Origin of the sequence: Marinobacter sp. C1S70 (assembly GCF_000475355.1) — a bacterium.
GTDB lineage: Bacteria > Pseudomonadota > Gammaproteobacteria > Pseudomonadales > Oleiphilaceae > Marinobacter > Marinobacter nauticus.
This window is the reverse complement of record NZ_AXBW01000015.1, coordinates 145,086-164,522: the sequence shown is the minus strand read 5'-3', so window position 1 is coordinate 164,522 and position 19,437 is coordinate 145,086. Positions and strand designations below refer to the sequence as shown.

Below are 19,437 nucleotides of genomic sequence, written 5' to 3'. Positions count from 1 at the left end.
GTCTCTGGTGCAAACCTGTACAATGCCGGCTTTCTTTTCGCCGGCGCTCGTCGGCCTCTACTTCGACAGGTTTGTTTCTTGATCTCCACCGCCAATCTCACCATGCAGTTCGGGGCGCGGCCCCTGTTTGAAAATGTGTCGACCAAATTCGGCAACGGCAACCGTTACGGCCTGATCGGGGCGAATGGTTGCGGTAAATCCACCCTGATGAAAATTCTGGGTGGTGATCTGGAGCCATCGGCGGGCCAGGTTATGCTGGAACCGAATACCCGGCTGGGTAAGCTCCGTCAGGATCAGTTTGCCTATGAACAGTGCTCAGTGATGGACACTGTGATTATGGGCCACGAAGAACTCTGGAATGTGAAAAAGGAGCGGGACCGCATTTATTCGCTGCCGGAGATGAGTGAGGAAGACGGTATGGCCGTGGCAGACCTGGAAGTACAGTTTGCCGAAATGGATGGCTACACCGCGGAATCCCGAGCCGGTGAGTTGCTGCTGGGCCTGGATATTCCTCTGGAGCAGCACAACGGCCCCATGAGTGCTCTGGCGCCGGGCTGGAAACTGCGTGTGCTGCTGGCACAGGCTCTGTTTTCTGACCCCGACGTACTGTTGCTGGATGAGCCCACCAACCACCTGGACATCAACACCATCCGCTGGCTGGAAAACATTCTGGTGGCCCGCAACAGCACCATGATCATCATCTCTCACGACCGTCACTTTCTGAACAGTGTATGTACCCACATGGCGGACCTGGATTATGGTGAGCTGCGCCTGTTCCCCGGCAACTACGACGAATACATGACCGCCGCCACCCAGGCCCGAGAGCGCATGCTGTCAGATAACGCCAAGAAGAAGGCCCAGATTGCCGAACTGCAGCAGTTTGTCAGCCGCTTCTCGGCCAATGCCTCCAAGGCCAAACAGGCCACCTCTCGCGCCCGTCAGATCGACAAGATCCAGCTGGAAGAGGTGAAGCCCTCAAGCCGCGTGAGTCCCTTTATCCGCTTCGAGCAGGGCAAGAAGCTGCATCGTCAGGCCGTGACTCTGAAAGGTCTGACCAAGGGCTTCGACGAAGGCCCCTTGTTCAAAAACCTGGATCTGCAGATTGAGGCGGGGGAACGCGTGGCTGTTATTGGACCGAACGGGATTGGTAAAACCACACTCCTGCAATGCCTGGCTGGCGCTTATGAGCCGGATGCCGGCGAGGTGAAGTGGACCGACAGTGCCGAGGTTGGATATTTCGCCCAGGACCACACCGCGGATTTTGCCCGCGACGAGACCCTCACCGACTGGATGGCGCAATGGACCACCGGCGGCGAACAATTAGTGCGCGGCACGCTGGGGCGAATGCTGTTTTCCGGTGATGATATTGGCAAGTCTGTAAAGGTAATCTCGGGGGGGGAGCAGGGCCGCATGCTGTTCGGCAAACTGATCCTTCAGAAACCGAATGTGATGCTGATGGACGAGCCCACCAACCACCTGGATATGGAGTCTATCGAGGCTTTGAACCTGGCGTTGGAGAACTATCCGGGAACGCTGATTTTCGTAAGCCATGATCGTGAGTTTGTCTCTTCGCTGGCGACGCGGATTATTGAGCTCACAGCTGATGGGGTGACTGACTTCAGTGGCTCCTATGACGATTATCTTCGGAGCCAGGGCTACCTATGAATGAATCACAGGTTGTAAGCGCCAGCCGGCAATGGGTTGAAGAAGTGGTGGTTGGTTACAACCTCTGCCCCTTCGCCAAGCGCGAGTTGGTCAAGAACCGCGTGCGTTTTGTCGTCAGCGAGGCGGAGAATGAGGATGAGCTTTTACAGGCGTTGCAGTCAGAGTTGCAGCGCCTGGAAGACGAGCCGGACGTCGAAACCACGTTGTTGATCCATCCTGGTGTGTTGCAGGATTTTTTCGCCTACAACGAATTTCTCGATGCCGCGGATGCCTTGCTGAGCTATCTGGAGCTGGAAGGTGTCTTTCAGGTTGCCAGTTTCCATCCGGACTATCAGTTCGCCGGCACCGATGCAGAGGCTGCGGAAAACTACACCAATCGATCACCGTACCCCATGCTGCACCTGTTGCGGGAAGCAAGCCTGGAAGCGGCTATTGATCACTATCCGGACGTAGATGGTATTCCCGACCGGAATATTGCGTTGATGAATGAGCTCGGTGTGCAGAAGATGCGTACTATTCTGAAACGGTGCACCGACGCCGAAACCTGACATTCCGAGCCACTGAGTTGTAACGGAAATGACTGAGCATCGAACCCGCCCATTCAGTTCCAGCCAGCGCTTGCCCGAGCTGGAAACGCCGCCTGTGATGCATAACCCGAAGGAAGCCGGGGCGTTGCTGGCGGAGTTTATCCAACAACATCCAAGATTGATGATTCTCACCGGAGCCGGCGTGAGCACGGATTCCGGTATTCCAGATTATCGTGATGGCGATGGTGCCTGGAAGCGTAAGCAACCGGTGCAGCATAAGGCGTTCATGGAGGACTTCCACACCCGCCAGCGTTACTGGGCGCGCAGTCTGATTGGCTGGCCGGTCATGCGTAATGCCGCGCCCAACCCGTCCCATCACTACATTTCGGATCTGGAACTGCTCAACCACAGCAGCCTGGTGGTTACCCAGAACGTGGATCGTCTTCACCAGAAGGCGGGCACCCGGGCGGTGACCGATCTACACGGGCGGGCGGACGAAGTCGTGTGTATGGGCTGCGGCTATCGTTGCCCCCGGGATGAGGTACATGACCGTTGCGCCGAGCTCAATCCCGGATTTCGGAAGTACACAGCGGAGACGGCACCGGATGGGGATGCCGATCTGGATGTGGATTTTTCCGAGTTCCGACCGGTGGACTGCCCCAGATGCGCCGGTATCCTGAAACCGGATGTAGTGTTCTTCGGGGACTATGTGCCAAAGGACAGGGTGTACTCTGCGCTTGATGTACTCAAGGCGAGCGATGGCCTGTTGGTGATTGGTTCGTCGTTGATGGTGTATTCCGGCTTCCGTTTCTGCCGCTACGCCAGCGAGTGGAAAAAGCCCATTGCCACCCTGAATCTGGGGCGGACCCGGGCTGAGGATCTGGTGGATCTGAAACTGAACGCGAGGATCGGGGAGACCCTGAAGGCCTCCCTCGATCAGTTGTGAGCGTTATTTACATCAGGTTGTAGATGAACACCACGCCCACCGCAATCGGGGTGATGAAGCGCACGGTGACAAACCACAGGTTGAACGTACCCGGTGACAGGGCCAGCTCTTTCTCCATGGCCGGTTTCGACATTACCCAGCCGGCCATCAGCGCGACCAGTAGCCCACCCAGCGGCAGCAGGATGTTGGCGGTGAAGAAGTCCAGCAGGTCGAAGATGGTTTTGCCTTCCAGCATCGGGATGAAGCCCAGTGGTGCGAAATCCGCCCACAGGTTCAGCGACAGAATAGAGGCAATACCCAGAGCCCAGCACACCACACCGGCACCCAGCGTACTGACGGTGCGGTTCATGCCCTTTTGTTCTTCCAGCCATTCAACGATCGGTTCCAGCAGGGAAATGCCAGAGGTCCAGGCGGCGAAAATCAGAAGTACAAAGAACAGGGTGCCGAACAGTGAGCCCATGGGCATCTGACCGAAGGCCAGGGGCAGGGTCTGGAAAATCAGGCCAGGGCCAGCACCGGGCTCCAGGCCGTTGGCAAAGACAATCGGGAAAATGGCGAGGCCGGCCAGCAGGGCGACACCGGTATCAATCACCGAGACGGTAATGGAGGTTTTGGCGATGGAAATCTTCTTGGGCAGGTAGGAGCCATAAGCCATCATCACCGCCATACCCAGGCTCAGAGTAAAGAATGCGTGTCCCAGTGCCACCAGTACGCCGGAGGTGGTGAGCTTGGAGAAGTCCGGCTGGAACAGGAAGGCTGCCGCCTGGCCAAAGTGGCCGGTGGTCATGGCGTAGCCGACCACAATCAGTAGCAGTACAAACAGTGCCGGCATCAGAATGCTGACGGCCCGCTCCAGGCCGGAGCGCACACCTTTCGCCACCACCAGCATCACCAGGGCCATGAACACCGTGTGCCACAGCAACAGGGTGCCGGGATTGCTCAGCAGGCCGGAGAAAATCGCACCCACGGCATCTGCGGTCTGGCCGGAGAGCTGGCCGCTGGCGGTGGTGCCAACGTAGGAAATGGCCCAGCCACCAATCACCGAGTAAAACGACAGAATCAGGAAGCCTGCAAGAATGCCCACGGCGCCGACCAGTTTCCAGGCCGGGTTCAGTCCGTCTCGCTGGGCGATCGCCTTGATGCTGTTAACCGGGCTGTGGCCACCACGACGGCCGATCATCACCTCGGCCATCATGATGGGAATACCGATGATGGCGATGCACAGCAGGTAGACCAACACAAAAGCGCCACCGCCGTTTTCGCCGGTTACGTAGGGGAATTTCCAGATGTTTCCGAGGCCCACAGCGGAACCGGTGGCCGCGAGGATGAACGCGAGCCGTGATGACCAGAGCCCGCGCTGGGCATTGGAGCCCTCAAGGCTGCCGGAATAGGCAGCAGAACCGGATGATGAGACAGACATGGTTTTCTCCCGAAGGTCTTGTTTTTGTTACTGGGGTTAAAAATGGAGCCGCAGAGACTGCGGCTCCCAAGGGGAAGCACCGGTGTCAGGTTATCCGGTGCGAGACAGCCGCTGGGGCGCCAGCCCAGCACCCGCGGCATGCTTGGTGAACCGTTCTTCAGCCAGTTCATTGGCAATTTCACCGGTAGGGAGCCCGGTGCGGTCAGAACGGTTAAAAATTTCGGTCAGGGTGTCGCCGATGGTTTCCACATGGGCGCGCACTTTTTCCGGGGATGCCCCTGTGCGTTCGTAGAACACATCAATGATGCCGCCGGCGTTAATCGCAAAGTCTGGAGCGTACAGAATGCCCCGCTGTTTCAGTGCCGCGTCGTGTTCCGGGCGATCCAGCAGATTATTGGCCGCGCCTGCGACGATACCGGCGCGAATGGCAGGAATACTGCGGTCGTTCAGGACGGCGCCCATGGCGCAGGGTGCGATAACATCCACGGGCAGAGTCAGTATGTCTTCCGCCGAGGCGGCGTGTGCGCCGAGCTGGTCGACAGCCCTCTGCATGTTGTCGGCGTGAATATCGTTCACCCAGAGTTCAGCGCCAGCGTCTTTCAGGTGTTGGGCCAGGCGGAACCCGACATTACCGATGCCCTGGATGGCTACTTTCAGGCCGGTAAGGTCGTTGCTGCCGAGCCGGTGTTTTACTGCTGCTCTGAGGCCAACAAAGGTGCCGTAAGCGGTGACAGGAGAGGGATCCCCGTTACTGGGGGTGCCGTCGAATCCGGTACGGTAGGCAACGCCGGCCACATGGCGGGTATGGCGCCCCATCACTTTCAGATCCGGCACGCTGGTGCCGGAGTCTTCGGCCGCAATGTAATGGCCTCCCAGGCTTTCCAGGTGCTTGCCCATAGCCTCCAGCAGGGCTTGTGTTTTGTGCTTGCGCGGATCGCCAATAATCACGGATTTGCCACCACCCAGGTCCAGATTGGCCAGGGCCGATTTGTAGGTCATTCCCCTGGACAGGCGAAGCACATCTCGCAGCGCTTCTTCATCACTGGCGTAAGGGAACATTCGGCAACCGCCTAAAGCGGGGCCGCGGGAGGTGTTGTGAATAGCGACAATGGCTTTGAGGCCGGTTTCGGCATCGCAGAAAAACGACAGGTGTTCGTGGTGATCGAACTCCGGATGGCTGAACAGCATGTTGAAATCCTCTCCCGCACAGCCGGATCCCGGCGGCAGGTTCTGTCTTGTTTTTGTCGGTCTGGCTTGTGGCCAGGGTGTCGATTTCAGGTGTCCTCCCGAAGGATTGGTCGGGTTGCCCTTTTGGGGCCGGACGAAATTCAAGCTAATGCAAGTTTACGTGAACGTCAACCTTGGCGGCCGGCGGAATTGTGAACTTGTTTGATTTAATCATCTAACTGCCTGAGCACTGGTAAGAAAAAAAACGCTTAATGGTGGTTTCTACCTATACGCGTTTTGCACTATACGGCTTAGCTTCTTCAGATGTCTGTCGCCTCCTATCCTTATCAGTTTGATTCGCGGAAAGTCCGTTCCGAGTTCTTCCGCCTGCTCCCCATCTCATTCTTTGTGGTGGCGTTTGGTGCTGCCTTTGGTCTGGCCGCCATTCAGGAAGGGTTGACGCCGCTGCAGTCTATCCTGATGAGCACGACCGTGTTTGCTGGCGCTTCGCAGTTTGCGGCGGTGGATATCTGGGGCGCCGATGTCTCGGTTCTGCCTTTGATCGCCGTGGTTTTTGCCATCAATTCCAGGCACCTGCTGATGGGCGCCTCGCTATACCCGATGCTCAGGGAAGTCTCTCCCGGGCGGCGTTATGCGCTCTTGCTATTGCTGACCGATGCCAACTGGGCGGTCTCGGCCCAGGATTACCAGAATGGCAGGCGCAATCTGGAAGTGATTATCGGGGGTGGCCTGGTTCTGTGGCTGGCCTGGATTGTTGGTACAGCCCTGGGTGTCTACTTCGGCGGTTTGTTACAGAACCCCAGAGCCTTCGGGCTGGATATGGTGCTGGGTTGCTTCCTGCTGGCCATGGCACTGGGTGGCAATAAATCCCCGCGGGTGCTGGTCGCCTGGTGCGTTTCCGGCGCAGCCTCCCTTGCCGCCTGGAAATGGCTACCGCCCAATATGCACGTGGTGGTTGGCGCGATCGCTGGTGGTCTGGTCGGTTTGTTCTGGCTGGAACACAAAACCGAGGTGGCGGATAGCCAGCGGGAGGTGTCTGGTGACCATTGAAACTACCACCCTCGGTGTGCTGGCGCTGATCACCATCATGACAGTGGTGACACTGATTACCCGTTTTGGCGGCGTGTTCGTGATGTCGTTTGTGCGCATCAATCCGAGGGTAGAGAGTTTTATCAATACCATGGCCAGCTCGGTGCTGATCGCCATCATTGTACCCATGGCGGTGGGTGGCGATCTGGGTGCGCTGGCAGCACTGGTAGCCACGACGGTTTCCATGCTTGTGCTCCACAAGCCGCTTCCCGCTATCGCTATTGGCTTGCTGGCCGCTGCGACGGTTCGTTATTTGCTCTGATGTCGTCGGTGGGTGTGGTTGAAATCTGCTCAAGTTTTCGGTGATGGTGCCGTTAAGTGACCCAGTGTCACTGAGGTACCACTCCATGATTGCATCCAGCCAGATTTCGCTGTTTCAGGACAGCAGCCGCCAGGTCTCGGCGTTTGACAGTTCCCAACTGAGAATCCGCCAGTCTGCCGCCCCGGAGCCGCAGGGGCAGACCAATCGGGGCACCGAAGTGTCGCTGATCCGACAGGCGGCGTATCGCTACAGCAGCCAGGAGCAGATGGCCTTTTCCAGCACCAGTGAGGTGACCGGGTCCAACCGAGCGGCCACCTTCACCAGTTCGGAACTGGTCGAAAAGTCTTCAGAGCTGTTCCTGATGGGGCAGCAGGCGCTGACGGTCAGCCGAGCCGCCCTGGGAGGTGAAGCAGCTGCGGAATCGCCGAAGAGTCTGTCGGTTTCTGCCGGTCGCTATATGTTCTACTCCGAAAGCGAAACCCGCAGCTTCGCGTCGACTGGCAGTATTACCCTCGACAATGGTGAAACCATCGACTTTACCCTGTCGCTCAGGCAGTCCCAGTCCCGTAGCTATGAATACTCCGAGCTGATCCAGATTCAGGAGCGTCCCCTGACTGATCCGCTGGTGATCAACTTTGGTGCTTCTACCGCGAGACTGACCGACACCCTGTTTGAATTCGACATGACGGGCAACGGCGAGACGGCGCAGTTCGCCTCTCTGGGCGCGGGCAGCGGATATCTGGTTTTTGACCGCAATGGTAACGGTAAAGTGGACGATGGCAGCGAATTGTTCGGTCCGGAAAGTGGCTCTGGCTTCAGCGAGTTAGCTGCATTTGATGACGATGGTAACCGCTGGATAGATGCTAACGATGAAATATTTCAGTCCCTGTCGGTGTGGGTACAGACGGCTGATGGCGGCCAGGATCTGCGCTCGCTGGCGGAGGTTGGGGTCCAGGCACTCTATGTCGACAGCGTGGACGACCGCTTCACCCTGACCAATCCTCAGGGCGTGCCCCTGGGGCAGATCAAGGCCTCTGGTATTTATCTGACCACTGACGGTGACGTTCGTACTCTGGAAGAGCTGGACCTGGCGGAGCAGAACACCGAGTCGGCCCCGGCGGTGGAAACCGCGCTTGGTGTTCGCAATGCTGAACCAGAGATGAGTGGCGCTGTCTCGGCGCGAATTGCGGCAATTCAAAACGCGCTGGAGAAACTGAACGAAATTCGTGAGAAGCAGCAGGCGTTTATTGAGGCTTCAAAAGAGCAGGGCGAAGAAAAGTCCCCGCTGGATGGTTACCTGAAGATCATTGATAAACTGCGGCTGGAGTTGCTCAACAGCCAGGATGAGAAGAAGCAGGCAGCCAGTCGGTATCTGGAATTCGCCAAGCTTTGACTTTGGGACAGTGCAGCTCAGGGGTGGGGGTGGTCTCCCAAAAATGTCGGAGGCCATGGATGGCCGGAGAGAAGCGCACATGGATGTGCTTGTAGCGGTTTTTGGGAGACCACCCCCACCCCTGAGCGTCTAGCGAGCTGGTTGCTCGTGCATGGGGTTTGTGTCAAGCAAGGCCAGCTCGCCGAGTCCCGGTAATTTGATCCCCAGCGCCATGGGATTGATACCCAGCGACAACCCCAGAATATTCACTTCCAGACCCTCTCGAACCCCGGCCAACACACCGAAATACCCACCCAGGGATAGTTGATAGCCCGCGCCACCCGGGCTTGGGGCGATCAGCCGGTCACCCAGGTAGTCCTTGCCGATGGCGTGGCTGGGCAGGGCTACGTCGAGCCCTGGCGTTTCCCGTATCACCCAGGCTACGAAGGTATTGCTGTTTGGCCCCGGCCAGGCTTCGTATTGGGTGGGGTAGGGATAGTTTTCCACTGCCTGATAGATCTGCGGAATCAAGGCCGCGGCTTTCTCTCCCCGAATATCTGCATACAGTTCCGGCCTGGCGCCGTACCAGTGTCTGTCCGGGTCGCCGGGGCGGGAATTGACCACGTAGGTGCGCCAGCCGGTGACCTCGTGCACCTGATAATAATCAGCGCCATGTTCTTTGGTCGCAATCCAGGTATGTACCGCAAAGTAGCCTCGCCAGCTCCAGGCGCGTGCGCCATAGACCTGAATAATGGCTTCCTCAACCTGTTCGGGTCGAGGCGCTATACCGGCGCTTTCCCGGCTGGCGGTACGCCAGCTCTCCGCAACCTCAAGGCTGCTGCTGGCGGCCAACAGAAGGGGGCCGCCCAGAAGCAACAGCAGGGCGCCGAGCAGGCCCGCGGCGTATTTGAGAAGTCGTTTCATTTACAGGTCCGGTTCGAGTATTTCCAGCATGCTACAGGCAAGATGATACGCCTTTTAACGGTCAATGGATGAAGCAGGTTAAAGAATGGTAGTTTGCCCAAGCTCACGCTGGCTTCTAGGCTCAAGGTGTAAATATTCTTGAGTCAGGAGGCTGTCATGTCTGATCACCATGTCTACAAAAAAGTGGAAATCGTAGGCTCATCAAAGACAAGCATTGAAGATGCCATTCAGAACGCGCTGGATGAGTGTGGGAGAAGTGTTCGCAATATGGAGTGGTTCGAGGTAACGGAAACCCGTGGCCACATTGTCGACGGAAAGGTCGGTCATTATCAGGTGGGCCTGAAAATCGGTTTCCGGATTGCCGATAGCTAAGCAAACTTAGCCGCTTCTTATGGCGCGGTGCCGGATGGTGGTCACCAGGTGATTCAAAAGCTCCCGAGCCTCGCCCTCATGCAGGCTGTGAAACTTGTCGTGCAGGACTCTCCGGTCGTGATCGGAAGCGCCGTGCCGGACTTCCTTCACCAGGTCCAGGTACTGGCAGGCGGCGAGGTGGGCCTTGATTTCCACGTCAATGAGCCGGGTGAGCAGTTCATCCACCGTTTCGTGACAGAAGGGGCGGTGCTGGTTCAGGTGATTTCGGGCGTCCAGCGCAGCGTTTCTGGCCTCCAGACGTAAGTCGTTGGCGGATTCACCGGTTTCGACAGTTCGCAGAAACTGCCCCAGGCGTTCGTGCAGAAGCCAGATGGCCGGCCAGGTCTTCTGGTAGGCTTCCATTTCCGTTTGGTAACGGGCTTGGTCCAGTGAGGAATGGCTGGTCGACGGGCTATGATCTGAGCGGTTGAACTGGCTGACCCGGATGTCATCCATTTCACGCCAGAGGGTGTCCGACCTTTCCCTCAATGCGCTGAGCTGGCTCTGGTTTTTGTTCCGTAACCGGGATGCCAGTATCAGGCTGAGAAGCGCCAGCACAAAGGCACCCAATGCCACCATCAGGGGTGGATCAAATGCGGTGAGTATGCTTCCTGGCAGACCGGTATCCATGGCCGTTCACCTGATTGAAGTCCGTCCTGGTCAATCAGTATACAGACTATTGCGGTGTTTGTTGTTTAAACGGCAGTAAGGTTTCCGCCTCTGCAAAATACCCTTGTACCTGCTCTGCTTCTTCCCGGGTGAAGTCGGCAATGGCGTCCCGGAATCCGGGGTGCTGTATACCGTGCCAGGAATGGGTGATCACCGGTTCAAACCCCCGAACCAGTTTATGTTCGCCTTGGGCGCCGGCATCAAAATGTGTCAGCCCAAGCGCCAGCGCCAGCTCGATTCCCTGATAGTAACAGGTCTCGAAATGCAGGTGATTGTACTCGTCCAGACAGCCCCAGTATCGGCCGTAAAGTGTGATTTGCCCCGACAGAAACAGGGCCCCGGCGATCATTTCGCCCTGTTTGATCGCCATGATTACGTGCATATGCTCGGATAGCTGCTCTCTCAGTAACGTGAAAAACTGTTTGTTCAGGTATGGTCTCTGGCCCCGCTTCAGATAGGTGGCCTGGTAGAACACATAGAAGGCGGCAAGAACCTGGTCTGGAATATCCTTGCCATGGAAGCAGGCAAAAGTGATGCCCTGTTCCGCCACTTGCCGGCGTTCCTTGCGAATGGATTTACGCTTGCGGGAATTCAACGCTGCCAGATAATCGTCGAAGCTGTGGTAGTTGTGGTTGTGCCAGTGGAATTGGCAGCCGATGCGATGCAGTTCATCGTCATGCGTCAGCAGTTTCTGGTCCTCGGCGTTGGGAAACAGCAGGTGCCAGGAGTGTGCCCCAAGGTGGTGTGTCAGGGTATCCAGCAAGTCGTGCAGGCGTTCGGGTGTCAGCTGTCGCCGCACCTCAGCGTCCAGCAGCAGCCGGGGTCCGGCAGACGGTGTGAACGGAATGGCGAGCAACAGCTTTGGATAATAGGGCAGGCCGTATCGCTGGTAGGCCTCGGCCCAGGACCAGTCGAACACATATTCACCCATGGAGTGGGTTTTCAGGTAGGCGGGTGCCAGGCCCACAATCCGGCCTTCGTGCTTGAATACCAGGTGGCTGGGGGTCCAGCCCGTTTCGGTGCGGGTGCAGCCGCTCTCTTCCAGTGCCTGAAAGAATTCGTATCGAAGAAACGGATTGGAGACCCCCGCCAGTCGTTGCCAGTCCGATTTCGGGATGGCGGCAATACTGGCTCGGGTCTCCAGAGTGAGTTCGCGTGGCGCGTTTTCTGACATGGTTGGTTTCAGGTCGTTGACGAATACCTTCTACCATACGCCAGAACCCGTCATTTGATCACTCCTTGTCTTGCTTCCCACTGTTGCTACAGCGTTGCTGCATTTTTTCCTGCCATTGATTCATGCGTTTTTCCTGTTTGGCCTGTCGTTCCTGATGAATCTCCGCCCAGATCTGGCGCTGTTCCTCATTCAGTTTCAGGCGATCGGCCATTTCTGCCCGATACGTTTCCCTCTCGGCCCGGCGCTCCTCACGGTTAAAGGGGCCTTTGCCTTCACGGAAGTTCTCGCACAGTTCCTGTTTGTCCCACTTGCCGTTCTGGTTGTGTTTGCCGTGCCGTTCCGCGAGAACAGCCGGGCTGGCGGCCATCAGACTTGCCACCAGTACACCGGCGGTTAACAGGGTGGTTTTTACTTTCATTGGTCTTTCCTCGTCGTTGTTCACAATGGATGATGGCCATGCTACGCGGACGCAACGTCAGATGGTGTCAGGGCTACGTAAAGGTTCGGTAAAGGCCGGGAGACCGCCCGCAGCGCTGCAGGATGGCCATGCTAGACTGTGACCGGCACATCCCAGAGAGAAGACTATGCAGAACCGGGTACTGTTGATTGAAGATGACGATGAGTTACGGGAGCTGTTAGCCCGTTACCTGGCCAGCCAGGGCTTCAGTGTGCGTGAGGCCGCCAATGGTCGTGATGGACTGGCTCTCGCTCTGGGCCAGGATTGTGACATTGTGGTGCTCGATATCATGCTGCCTGATATCAATGGTCTGGATGTTCTGAGGGAACTTCGGGGCAAGACGCACTTACCCGTGATCCTGTTGACGGCCCGTGGCGATGAAACTGACCGAATCGTCGGCTTTGAAGTGGGCGCCGATGATTACATTCCCAAGCCCTGCAATCCCAGAGAGCTGGTGGCGCGGCTTCAGGCCCTGCTTCGTCGTATCGCCTGGGATCAGAAAACCGAGGTGGACGCCAGCCGGACTTATGGTGACTTGCGGGTGGAGCCTGGACAGCGCCGCATCTACCAGAATGACGCGCCCCTGGAACTGACCGGCACCGAGTATGAAGTGCTTCAGGTGTTGCTGGCCCATGCCGGCAGCGTGGTCCGCAAGACCGATCTCATGCAGTGGGCGCTGGGGCGCCGCCTTGAGGCCTACGACCGCACTCTGGATATGCACATCAGCAATCTTCGCAAGAAACTGGGCAATGATGACCCACCCCGCATCGAGACGGTGCGAGGACTGGGATACAGCTACCGGATACCCACATGTTGAAGCGCTTTATGTTTCCTCTGTTCTGGCGGATTTTTCTATCCATCTGGCTGGCCATGGCGGTAACCGTGGTGGCCAGCCACCTTGCCTCGCGTTATCTGTTGGACCGGGAACGCCAGGCGATTGAACGCCAGGTGGGTTTACAGGAACTGGCTCGCGAAGCTCTAGTCATTCGTGAACAGCGGGGTCGGGGGGATGCCTGGCGCTTTTTGCGTTCGGAAGGTGAACGCCTGGATTTGCACCTGATGCTGATCGAAAAGGAGCAGGGCCAGCATCGACTGCCCCGGGCGATTCGGGAACGCATCCAGTCCGGTTGGTACCCCCACAAGCCAGCTGTTCTGGATCTGCAGGAGGGCTATCAGCTAGTTGCCTGGCCCCGGATGGGCGGCGATGGTTGGCTGGACCCGAGAATGTTCCGGTTTGTGGAGATGGGGCTGGCGTTCCTGTTGATCTCCCTGGCCTGTTGGTGGATTGCGCGAATGGTCTCGCGGCCGTTGAGACACATGGAGGGAACCGCCCGGGCGATTGCCGGGGGGGATACTGGACTGCGGGTTGCTGGTCGCATTGCCCGGCGCCGTGATGAAGTGGGCCAGTTGGCGACGGCATTTAACGGTATGACAGACCGGCTGTGCCAGCTGCTGGACCGTCAGAACCAGCTGTTGCGGGATATCTCCCACGATCTTCGTACTCCGCTGGCACGGCAGCGGGTGGCGATTGAGCTGGCTTCGGATAGCGGCGCCGATGAGGCATTGATGACCAGTATTCTGCGCCAGAACGAGCGGCTGGAAACCATGACCGGCCAGATTCTGACCCTGTACCGGGTGTCCGAGAACGGCGGTGATATGGCGCGTGAGCCGGTCAAGCCGATGGTCCTGGTCAATCACGTGCTTCAGGATGCCGCCGATTATGCTGAGCACCAGCGCGTGGACTGCAAACTGGTGGCCTCGGAGGAGAGCAAAGCGGTGTCTGTGCTCGGTGACAGCAGTTTATTGCAGCGTGCGTTTGATAACGTGCTGCAAAACGCCCTGGACCACACGCCACCGGGTAAATCGGTGAAGCTCTCTCTGTCCACGGACAATGAGAGAATCCGTTTGATCGTCGCTGATGAGGGACCGGGTGCTCCGGAAGACCTGCTACAACACTTGTTTGAGCCGTTTTTCCGGGCTGACAAATCCCGTGGTGGCAAAGGTTGGGGGCTGGGGCTCGCTATTGCCCGTGATATCATTCAGGCCCACGACGGGCACATCAGTGCCCGCAACCGGGACGAGGGTGGCCTGGAAGTGACCCTTGAGCTACCGGTCTTTGTCGGAGGCTGAGGAATCGGCGCTCGGGCTTTGATCCGGTGCGTTGTCACTGCCCGGTTTCAGCTTGCTGGCGGCAGAAAAATCAATGCCTTCCTGCAGCTCGTCCTCATCAAACCGGATGCCGCAGGCGGCCTTGCGTATCCGTGCAGGGGCCGCGGTCCCGGGTTGGGTCTGTTCGTTATCTTCGGTCGTCATAGGATCGCCCATGAGTAAGGATTACCCGATTCCTGCAGGATACCTTGAGCGGGAAACGGAAGTGAAGAAAAGCCGTTTTATTGCCCGAGTGTATCCCGTCAGTGACCGGGACGACGTACGAACATACGTTGACCAGGCCCACCGCGACTACCCCGATGCCCGTCATGTCTGCTGGGGGTATCAGATCGGCCGGCCCGGCTCTGCGGCCGAGGCTGCCATGAATGATGATGGTGAGCCTTCCGGAACCGCCGGCAAACCCATTCTGGGCGTGATTCAGCACAAGGATATGGGCGACGTACTGGTGATCGTTATCCGCTATTTTGGTGGTATCAAGCTTGGAGCCGGTGGCCTGGTTCGGGCCTATGCCGGCGCCGCTGAAAGTGTCTTGTCCGCCGTTGATCGCGTGGTGCAGCAGGCACGTGTGCAGGCAACGGTGCAGTTCGGGTTTGCCGATGAGCAACCGCTGCGGCACTGGTGCGACGGGCATGAAGGGCGTATCGACGCGATTTCCTATACTACGCGGGTGACAGCCAGCGTTTCCTTGCCTGTGGCTCAGCAACAGGACTTCAGCGCTTTTTGTGAGTCCCAGAAGATGGATTACCGTTTTGAAACCTGACTGACTGAGGCAGGCCGGTAGACCTGGGCACGCGTATACTGGAGACATATGGGAACAACGGAGTTAAGCCTATGCGTATTATCATGATCGCTGCTTTGGCGTTGGCCATAACCGGCTGTGCCAGCAATGTAGTGACCGACTACAATTCAGCCACCGTTTTTGGCAATTACAGCAGTTGGGCCTTTGCCAGCAACGCCCAGGACTCTGGTTTCACCTCGCTGGATGACGCCCGGGTTCGGGACGCGGTAGAGCGCGAGCTGAACCGGAAGGCCATGAAAAAAGTGACGGAAACTGAAGCTGATCTTCTGATCAGCTGGCAGATTGTGGCCGAGGAACGGCTTGAGCAGGTAGGCGTTGGCCTGGGGTTCGGGTTCGGCCATGGCAACTTCGGCTGGGGCCTCTCATCGCCGCCACCGGTGCGAGAGGTAACCGAGGGCAAACTGGTGGTGAGAATGGTTGATCGGACCACCGAGGAAGTGGTCTGGCAAGCCGCGAGTCGACGCTATCTCAATGAAAACCAGTCGCCGGAAACCCGCCGCGAGCTGATTGACGAGGTTGTCTCGGAAATGTTTTCCAAATACCCTCCGGGCCTGAACTGATTGCAGATAAGGCGTAATCATGGGTATGAACAAGCGCAAGGGTGGTCTGGTGTTCTCCACGGATCAGGGGCGGATGTGCCCTGAGTGCCGGAACCCGGTGGATGACTGCACCTGCCAGGCGGCGCAGAGGCCGGCTGGAGACGGTATTGTGCGCGTCAGCCGGGAGACAAAGGGGCGCAAAGGCAAGGGCGTGACCCTGGTGACCGGTATTCCGCTCGACGACAAAGAACTGAAAGCCTACGCCAAACAGCTAAAGGCCAAATGCGGTACAGGTGGTACAGTAAAAGACGGAGTGGTGGAGATACAGGGCGACCAGCGAGATATTCTGGTGCCGTTACTGGAGCAGGAAGGCTGGACCGTCAAGCGCGCGGGCGGCTAACGTTCTGAAGCTACCACAGTTGATCAATCAGGGGAGGCAGGCATGCACATAGCGGTACTTGGGGCAGGCGTCGTTGGTATCACCACCGCGTGGTACCTGCAGAAACAGGGGCACCAGGTAACCGTGGTCGACCGACAGAACCAGTCAGGACTGGAAACCAGCTACGCCAATGGCGGGCAGGTATCGGTGTCCCATGCCGAGCCGTGGGCCAATCCTTCGGCGCCCCTGAAAGTCGCAAAATGGCTTTTCCAGCCGGATGCCCCACTGTTGTTCCGGCCCCGGCTGGATCTTTACCAGTGGCGCTGGGCGCTGTCGTTCCTGGCTCAGTGTACCTCTGCCAAGGCCGCCCATAATATCCGCCAGATGGTCAATCTCGGTACTTACAGCCGTTCATGCCTGCAGTCACTGCGAGACGAACTGAAGCTCGATTATGACCAGTTAGCCAAGGGCATTCTGCATTTCTACACCAACCCTGCCGAATTCGATGCGGCCCTGGAACCTTCCCGCATCATGCGTGATCTGGGCTGTGACCGTCAGGTTATCGATGCTGGTCGTGCGGTTGAGCTGGAGCCGGCCCTTGAACCGATCCGTCATCGTATTGCCGGCGCGACTTACACCGCTGATGACGAAAGCGGCGATGCCCGAAAGTTTACCCAGGCTCTGGCTGAGAAATGTAAAGAAGCCGGGGTGGCTTTTGAATATGGCACCGAAGTGCTGGGTTTTGATCGGGCGGGTGACCGGATCCTGGGCGTGCTGGCACTGAAAGACGGCAAACATCACACCCTTCGGGCGGACAGCTATGTGTTGAGCCTGGGCAGTTTCAGTGCGGTACTTGCCCGCCAGCTCGGGATGTTCCTGAATATCTATCCGGCCAAGGGCTATTCCATTACCGTGCCGGTGAAAAACGAAGAAGCGGCCTTTAACGTCAGCCTGACCGACGATGAATACAAGCTGGTTTACTCGCGCCTGGGCGACCGAATGCGTGTCGCTGGCACAGCAGAACTGAATGGTTACCGTCGCGACCTGAACTTTACCCGTTGTCGGGCGATTGTCCGTCGGGCTGCGGAAGTCATGCCCGAGGCTGGCTATTGGGATCAGGCCGAATTCTGGACCGGCTTGCGGCCAGCAACGCCATCCAATGTGCCCTACATCGGTAAAAGCCACTTCACCAATCTGTACCTCAACACCGGTCATGGTACCCTGGGCTGGACCCACTCCTGTGGCTCGGCAGCCGCTCTGGCGGATATTGTTGCTGGGAAGGATCCTGAGGTGGACTTCACCTTCTCAGGCCTCTGAGCAGCCGACGATTCCGGTAGCACACAAATAAAAACGCCGGCGTCTGTTGCCAGGACGCCGGCGTTTTTTGCTTCCCCGGAAGATTAGTCTTTCAACTGATCCCGAATCAGTTTTTTGTTGATCTTGCCGACGCTGGTTTTGGGAATGTCTTCCACAAAACGCATCTGCTCGGGAATCGCCCATTTATTGATGTCGCCGCTGTCGACAAACTGTTGCAGGTGCTGCTTGATATCCTGCTCAGAGATGGATTCTCCGGGCTTCAGGGTGATCAGGGCGTAGGGACGTTCCCCCCATTTCTCATCGGGCACACCTACCACCGCAGCCCCGGCAACGGCAGGGTGCTGGCTGATCATGTTCTCCAGGTCGAGCGACGACAGCCATTCGCCTCCGGTCTTGATCACATCCTTGATGCGGTCTTTGATGGTCAGCGTGTTGTCCGGCTCCATGGAGGCGACATCACCGGTGTGTAACCAGCCGCCTTCCCACAGTTCCTCGCCTTTGTCCGGTTGTTTGAAGTAACTCTGGGTCAACCAGGGGGCGCGAGCGACCACTTCACCCTTGGCTTCGCCATCATGGGCTACGGGGTTGCCGTCAGGATCGACAATTTCCAGTTCCACCATGGGCACGGCTTTACCGGTCTTCACCCGGATTGCGGTTTGCTGATCCAGAGGCAGTTCAAGATCCGCCGGGGTGAGGTGCGTGGTGCTCAGCAGCGGGCAGGTTTCGGACATGCCGTAGCCGGTGAACATCTTGATGCCGAGTTTCGCCCCCACATCGCACAGGCCTTTGGTCAGGGCGCTGCCACCGATGAGCACATGCCAGTTGCTCAGGTCGGCGGTCTTGATGGACTCGGTGGCCATCATCATCTGCATGATGGTGGGCACGCAGTGGGAGAAGCTGACCTTGTGCTTCTTGAGCAAATCCACCAGTAGTTCCGGCTCATAACGGCCGGGGTATACCTGTTTGATGCCCATCATGGTGGCCGCGTAGGGTACGCCCCAGGCGTGAACGTGGAACATGGGCGTGACCGGCATATACACCGAGGATGAACGCAACAGCGGCATCTCGTCGAAATGGGAGATGCTGCCGGCCATGGAAAGCGTATGCAGTACCAGCTGGCGGTGGCTGAAATACACGCCTTTCGGGTTACCGGTGGTGCCGGTGGTGTAGAAGGTGGTGGCGACGCTGTTTTCGTCGAAGTCCGGGAAGTCGAAGTGGTCGCTGGCCGCGGCCAGCAGGGCTTCGTACTCGCCGTGGGTGTCGAATGAGGCGTTGCCCGGCTTGTCGCTGTCGGTTACCTGAATCCAGGTGTTGACGGTTTTGATCTCGTCTTTCACGCCCTCGATGATGGGCAGGAAGTCATCATGTACCAGTACCGCGTCGTCCTCGGCGTGGTTCATGGTGTAAACGATCTGCTCCGGCGACAGGCGCACGTTGACCGTGTGCAGTATGGCGCCAATCATCGGAATCGCAAAAAAACACTCCAGGTACCGGGGCGTATCCCAATCCATCACAGCCACGGTATCGCCAGGTTTGATGCCGGCGTCGGTCAGGGCATTGGCAAGGCGATGGATGCGCTCGACCAGGTCCTTGTAGGTGTATTTGCTGCGATTGGCGTAAACAATCTCCTGATCCGGGTTATAGCGGGGCCCGGACATCAGCAACCGCTTGATCAGGAGCTGGTACTGGTGGGCGTTTTCAGCTGGTTTGAGAATTCGGGTTTGTGCCATGTTGTTGTCCTCTTTCTCTGCTTATGTTTGTTGTCACGGTAAGAAAGACTGGCTGACTGACTGAGGCTTATCCGTAGGTACAGAGATAAGCGGTGTCGACATCCGCTCTCGCTTTGAAGCTCGCTTGCCCGGCTACTTCAAAACTTTCGCCGGCACCAAAGGTTTGCCAGTCTTGCTGGCCCGGCAGCAGCACCGTCAGTTCACCGCTGACGACCGTCATGGTTTCTTTTTCTGAGGTGCCGAATTCGTATTCTCCGGCACTGATAACACCGATTGTGGCAGGCAGTGTGCTGGACTGGAAAGCCACTGATTTTACCTTGCCATCGAAGTATTCATTGACTGTCAGCATGTCTGGTATTCCTTGAAATGGTTTGCAGCCTACTATACTGGAAATTCCTGT

At 57.7% G+C, this 19,437-nt stretch carries 22 protein-coding genes; 13 read left to right on the top strand and 9 right to left on the bottom strand.

Annotated elements, in window-relative coordinates:
- The first annotated feature begins 78 nt into the window (after positions 1–78).
- The 3 genes from Q669_RS05285 to Q669_RS05275 are packed head-to-tail and all read left to right on the top strand — an operon-like array spanning position 79 to position 3,138.
- Positions 79–1,665, top strand: coding sequence for an ABC-F family ATPase (locus tag Q669_RS05285; RefSeq protein ID WP_022991486.1), 1,587 nt, complete (start codon positions 79–81; stop codon positions 1,663–1,665).
- Positions 1,662–2,213, top strand: a complete 552-nt coding sequence (locus Q669_RS05280; protein ID WP_022991485.1) for a DUF1415 domain-containing protein — start codon at positions 1,662–1,664, stop codon at positions 2,211–2,213. Before Q669_RS05285 ends, Q669_RS05280 begins: the two co-directional genes overlap by 4 nt.
- Positions 2,214–2,241: 28 nt before the next feature.
- On the top strand, positions 2,242–3,138 hold the full coding sequence (locus tag Q669_RS05275; RefSeq protein ID WP_011786324.1) for an NAD-dependent protein deacetylase: 897 nt from the start codon (positions 2,242–2,244) through the stop codon (positions 3,136–3,138).
- A gap of 7 nt (positions 3,139–3,145) precedes the next feature.
- Here the strand turns inward: Q669_RS05275 and Q669_RS05270 are convergent, their stop codons facing one another.
- Positions 3,146–4,558 carry a sodium-dependent transporter gene (locus tag Q669_RS05270; protein ID WP_014422240.1) on the bottom strand — a complete coding sequence of 471 codons (1,413 nt, stop codon included), beginning with the start codon at positions 4,556–4,558 and terminating at the stop codon, positions 3,146–3,148.
- A 90-nt stretch (positions 4,559–4,648) separates the two neighbouring features.
- The gene (locus tag Q669_RS05265; protein WP_022991484.1) at positions 4,649–5,746 is read right to left on the bottom strand and encodes a Leu/Phe/Val dehydrogenase; all 1,098 of its coding nucleotides are present in this window, start codon (positions 5,744–5,746) and stop codon (positions 4,649–4,651) included.
- Positions 5,747–6,049: 303 nt separating this feature from the next.
- On the opposite strand from Q669_RS05265, the gene Q669_RS05260 reads away from it, so the two are divergent.
- The 3 genes from Q669_RS05260 (at position 6,050) to Q669_RS05250 (ending at position 8,490) form a co-directional block, all read left to right on the top strand.
- Entirely contained in the window at positions 6,050–6,796 is a 747-nt protein-coding gene (locus Q669_RS05260) for an AzlC family ABC transporter permease (protein WP_022991483.1), read from the top strand.
- Entirely contained in the window at positions 6,786–7,097 is a 312-nt protein-coding gene (locus Q669_RS05255; protein ID WP_014422237.1) for an AzlD family protein, read from the top strand. The genes Q669_RS05260 and Q669_RS05255 overlap by 11 nt, the downstream gene beginning before the upstream one ends.
- Before the next feature lie 85 nt (positions 7,098–7,182).
- Positions 7,183–8,490: a hypothetical protein gene (locus Q669_RS05250; RefSeq protein ID WP_022991482.1), complete on the top strand. Its 1,308-nt coding sequence runs from the start codon at positions 7,183–7,185 to the stop codon at positions 8,488–8,490.
- 129 nt (positions 8,491–8,619) lie between these two features.
- Here the strand turns inward: Q669_RS05250 and Q669_RS05245 are convergent, their stop codons facing one another.
- Positions 8,620–9,393, bottom strand: a complete 774-nt coding sequence (locus Q669_RS05245) for a DUF3750 domain-containing protein (RefSeq protein ID WP_011786318.1) — start codon at positions 9,391–9,393, stop codon at positions 8,620–8,622.
- Between the two features lie 156 nt (positions 9,394–9,549).
- Between Q669_RS05245 and Q669_RS05240 the strand changes: the two genes are divergently transcribed.
- Positions 9,550–9,765: a dodecin gene (locus tag Q669_RS05240; protein WP_011786317.1), complete on the top strand. Its 216-nt coding sequence runs from the start codon at positions 9,550–9,552 to the stop codon at positions 9,763–9,765.
- A gap of 6 nt (positions 9,766–9,771) precedes the next feature.
- Here the strand turns inward: Q669_RS05240 and Q669_RS05235 are convergent, their stop codons facing one another.
- Genes Q669_RS05235 through Q669_RS05225 form a run of 3 tightly spaced genes read right to left on the bottom strand, consistent with a single transcriptional unit; the run spans position 9,772 to position 12,065 of the window.
- Positions 9,772–10,434: a hypothetical protein gene (locus tag Q669_RS05235; RefSeq protein ID WP_022991481.1), complete on the bottom strand. Its 663-nt coding sequence runs from the start codon at positions 10,432–10,434 to the stop codon at positions 9,772–9,774.
- Between the two features lie 46 nt (positions 10,435–10,480).
- Complete coding sequence (locus Q669_RS05230) at positions 10,481–11,647, bottom strand: GNAT family N-acetyltransferase (protein ID WP_022991480.1); 1,167 nt, start codon at positions 11,645–11,647, stop codon at positions 10,481–10,483.
- A 58-nt stretch (positions 11,648–11,705) separates the two neighbouring features.
- Entirely contained in the window at positions 11,706–12,065 is a 360-nt protein-coding gene (locus Q669_RS05225; RefSeq protein ID WP_022991479.1) for a hypothetical protein, read from the bottom strand.
- A 166-nt stretch (positions 12,066–12,231) separates the two neighbouring features.
- Here Q669_RS05225 and Q669_RS05220 point away from each other — a divergent pair, with 166 nt between their 5' ends.
- A complete protein-coding gene (locus Q669_RS05220; RefSeq protein WP_022991478.1) occupies positions 12,232–12,921 on the top strand; it encodes a response regulator transcription factor in 690 nt (229 codons plus the stop codon).
- On the top strand, positions 12,915–14,234 hold the full coding sequence (locus Q669_RS05215) for a sensor histidine kinase (protein WP_022991477.1): 1,320 nt from the start codon (positions 12,915–12,917) through the stop codon (positions 14,232–14,234). The genes Q669_RS05220 and Q669_RS05215 overlap by 7 nt, the downstream gene beginning before the upstream one ends.
- On the opposite strand, the gene Q669_RS05210 is transcribed toward Q669_RS05215, so the two are convergent.
- Positions 14,211–14,417 (bottom strand): hypothetical protein, encoded by a 207-nt coding sequence (locus Q669_RS05210; RefSeq protein WP_224849769.1) that lies wholly within the window; start codon positions 14,415–14,417, stop codon positions 14,211–14,213. The two genes, Q669_RS05215 and Q669_RS05210, sit on opposite strands and share 24 nt — an antisense overlap.
- A gap of 10 nt (positions 14,418–14,427) precedes the next feature.
- On the opposite strand from Q669_RS05210, the gene Q669_RS05205 reads away from it, so the two are divergent.
- From Q669_RS05205 to Q669_RS05190, 4 genes are all read left to right on the top strand, one after another.
- Positions 14,428–15,033 (top strand): YigZ family protein, encoded by a 606-nt coding sequence (locus Q669_RS05205; RefSeq protein WP_022991475.1) that lies wholly within the window; start codon positions 14,428–14,430, stop codon positions 15,031–15,033.
- A 71-nt stretch (positions 15,034–15,104) separates the two neighbouring features.
- A complete protein-coding gene (locus Q669_RS05200) occupies positions 15,105–15,632 on the top strand; it encodes a DUF4136 domain-containing protein (RefSeq protein ID WP_022991474.1) in 528 nt (175 codons plus the stop codon).
- Between the two features lie 19 nt (positions 15,633–15,651).
- On the top strand, positions 15,652–16,011 hold the full coding sequence (locus tag Q669_RS05195) for a translation initiation factor Sui1 (protein WP_022991473.1): 360 nt from the start codon (positions 15,652–15,654) through the stop codon (positions 16,009–16,011).
- A gap of 42 nt (positions 16,012–16,053) precedes the next feature.
- Positions 16,054–17,307: a D-amino acid dehydrogenase gene (locus Q669_RS05190; RefSeq protein ID WP_022991472.1), complete on the top strand. Its 1,254-nt coding sequence runs from the start codon at positions 16,054–16,056 to the stop codon at positions 17,305–17,307.
- Positions 17,308–17,390: 83 nt separating this feature from the next.
- On the opposite strand, the gene Q669_RS05185 is transcribed toward Q669_RS05190, so the two are convergent.
- Together Q669_RS05185 and Q669_RS05180 are read right to left on the bottom strand one after the other, a co-directional pair.
- Positions 17,391–19,037, bottom strand: coding sequence for a fatty acid--CoA ligase (locus tag Q669_RS05185; protein ID WP_022991471.1), 1,647 nt, complete (start codon positions 19,035–19,037; stop codon positions 17,391–17,393).
- 67 nt (positions 19,038–19,104) lie between these two features.
- A complete protein-coding gene (locus tag Q669_RS05180; RefSeq protein ID WP_022991470.1) occupies positions 19,105–19,386 on the bottom strand; it encodes a pyrimidine/purine nucleoside phosphorylase in 282 nt (93 codons plus the stop codon).
- Between the last annotated feature and the right edge of the window lie 51 nt (positions 19,387–19,437).

Bases quoted from the DNA above. Each gene is read 5' to 3' on its own strand.
- Q669_RS05280 (WP_022991485.1), top strand. From the start codon at position 1,662: ATGAATGAATCACAGGTTGTAAGCGCCAGCCGGCAATGGGTTGAAGAA.
- Q669_RS05190 (WP_022991472.1), top strand. From the start codon at position 16,054: ATGCACATAGCGGTACTTGGGGCAGGCGTCGTTGGTATCACCACCGCG.
- Q669_RS05205 (WP_022991475.1), top strand. From the start codon at position 14,428: ATGAGTAAGGATTACCCGATTCCTGCAGGATACCTTGAGCGGGAAACG.
- Q669_RS05210 (WP_224849769.1), bottom strand. From the start codon at position 14,417: ATGACGACCGAAGATAACGAACAGACCCAACCCGGGACCGCGGCCCCT.
- Q669_RS05270 (WP_014422240.1), bottom strand. From the start codon at position 4,558: ATGTCTGTCTCATCATCCGGTTCTGCTGCCTATTCCGGCAGCCTTGAG.
- Q669_RS05225 (WP_022991479.1), bottom strand. From the start codon at position 12,065: ATGAAAGTAAAAACCACCCTGTTAACCGCCGGTGTACTGGTGGCAAGT.
- Q669_RS05260 (WP_022991483.1), top strand. From the start codon at position 6,050: ATGTCTGTCGCCTCCTATCCTTATCAGTTTGATTCGCGGAAAGTCCGT.
- Q669_RS05185 (WP_022991471.1), bottom strand. From the start codon at position 19,037: ATGGCACAAACCCGAATTCTCAAACCAGCTGAAAACGCCCACCAGTAC.
- Q669_RS05200 (WP_022991474.1), top strand. From the start codon at position 15,105: ATGCGTATTATCATGATCGCTGCTTTGGCGTTGGCCATAACCGGCTGT.
- Q669_RS05275 (WP_011786324.1), top strand. From the start codon at position 2,242: ATGACTGAGCATCGAACCCGCCCATTCAGTTCCAGCCAGCGCTTGCCC.
- Q669_RS05195 (WP_022991473.1), top strand. From the start codon at position 15,652: ATGGGTATGAACAAGCGCAAGGGTGGTCTGGTGTTCTCCACGGATCAG.
- Q669_RS05180 (WP_022991470.1), bottom strand. From the start codon at position 19,386: ATGCTGACAGTCAATGAATACTTCGATGGCAAGGTAAAATCAGTGGCT.
- Q669_RS05230 (WP_022991480.1), bottom strand. From the start codon at position 11,647: ATGTCAGAAAACGCGCCACGCGAACTCACTCTGGAGACCCGAGCCAGT.
- Q669_RS05240 (WP_011786317.1), top strand. From the start codon at position 9,550: ATGTCTGATCACCATGTCTACAAAAAAGTGGAAATCGTAGGCTCATCA.
- Q669_RS05220 (WP_022991478.1), top strand. From the start codon at position 12,232: ATGCAGAACCGGGTACTGTTGATTGAAGATGACGATGAGTTACGGGAG.
- Q669_RS05245 (WP_011786318.1), bottom strand. From the start codon at position 9,393: ATGAAACGACTTCTCAAATACGCCGCGGGCCTGCTCGGCGCCCTGCTG.
- Q669_RS05265 (WP_022991484.1), bottom strand. From the start codon at position 5,746: ATGCTGTTCAGCCATCCGGAGTTCGATCACCACGAACACCTGTCGTTT.
- Q669_RS05250 (WP_022991482.1), top strand. From the start codon at position 7,183: ATGATTGCATCCAGCCAGATTTCGCTGTTTCAGGACAGCAGCCGCCAG.
- Q669_RS05215 (WP_022991477.1), top strand. From the start codon at position 12,915: ATGTTGAAGCGCTTTATGTTTCCTCTGTTCTGGCGGATTTTTCTATCC.
- Q669_RS05235 (WP_022991481.1), bottom strand. From the start codon at position 10,434: ATGGATACCGGTCTGCCAGGAAGCATACTCACCGCATTTGATCCACCC.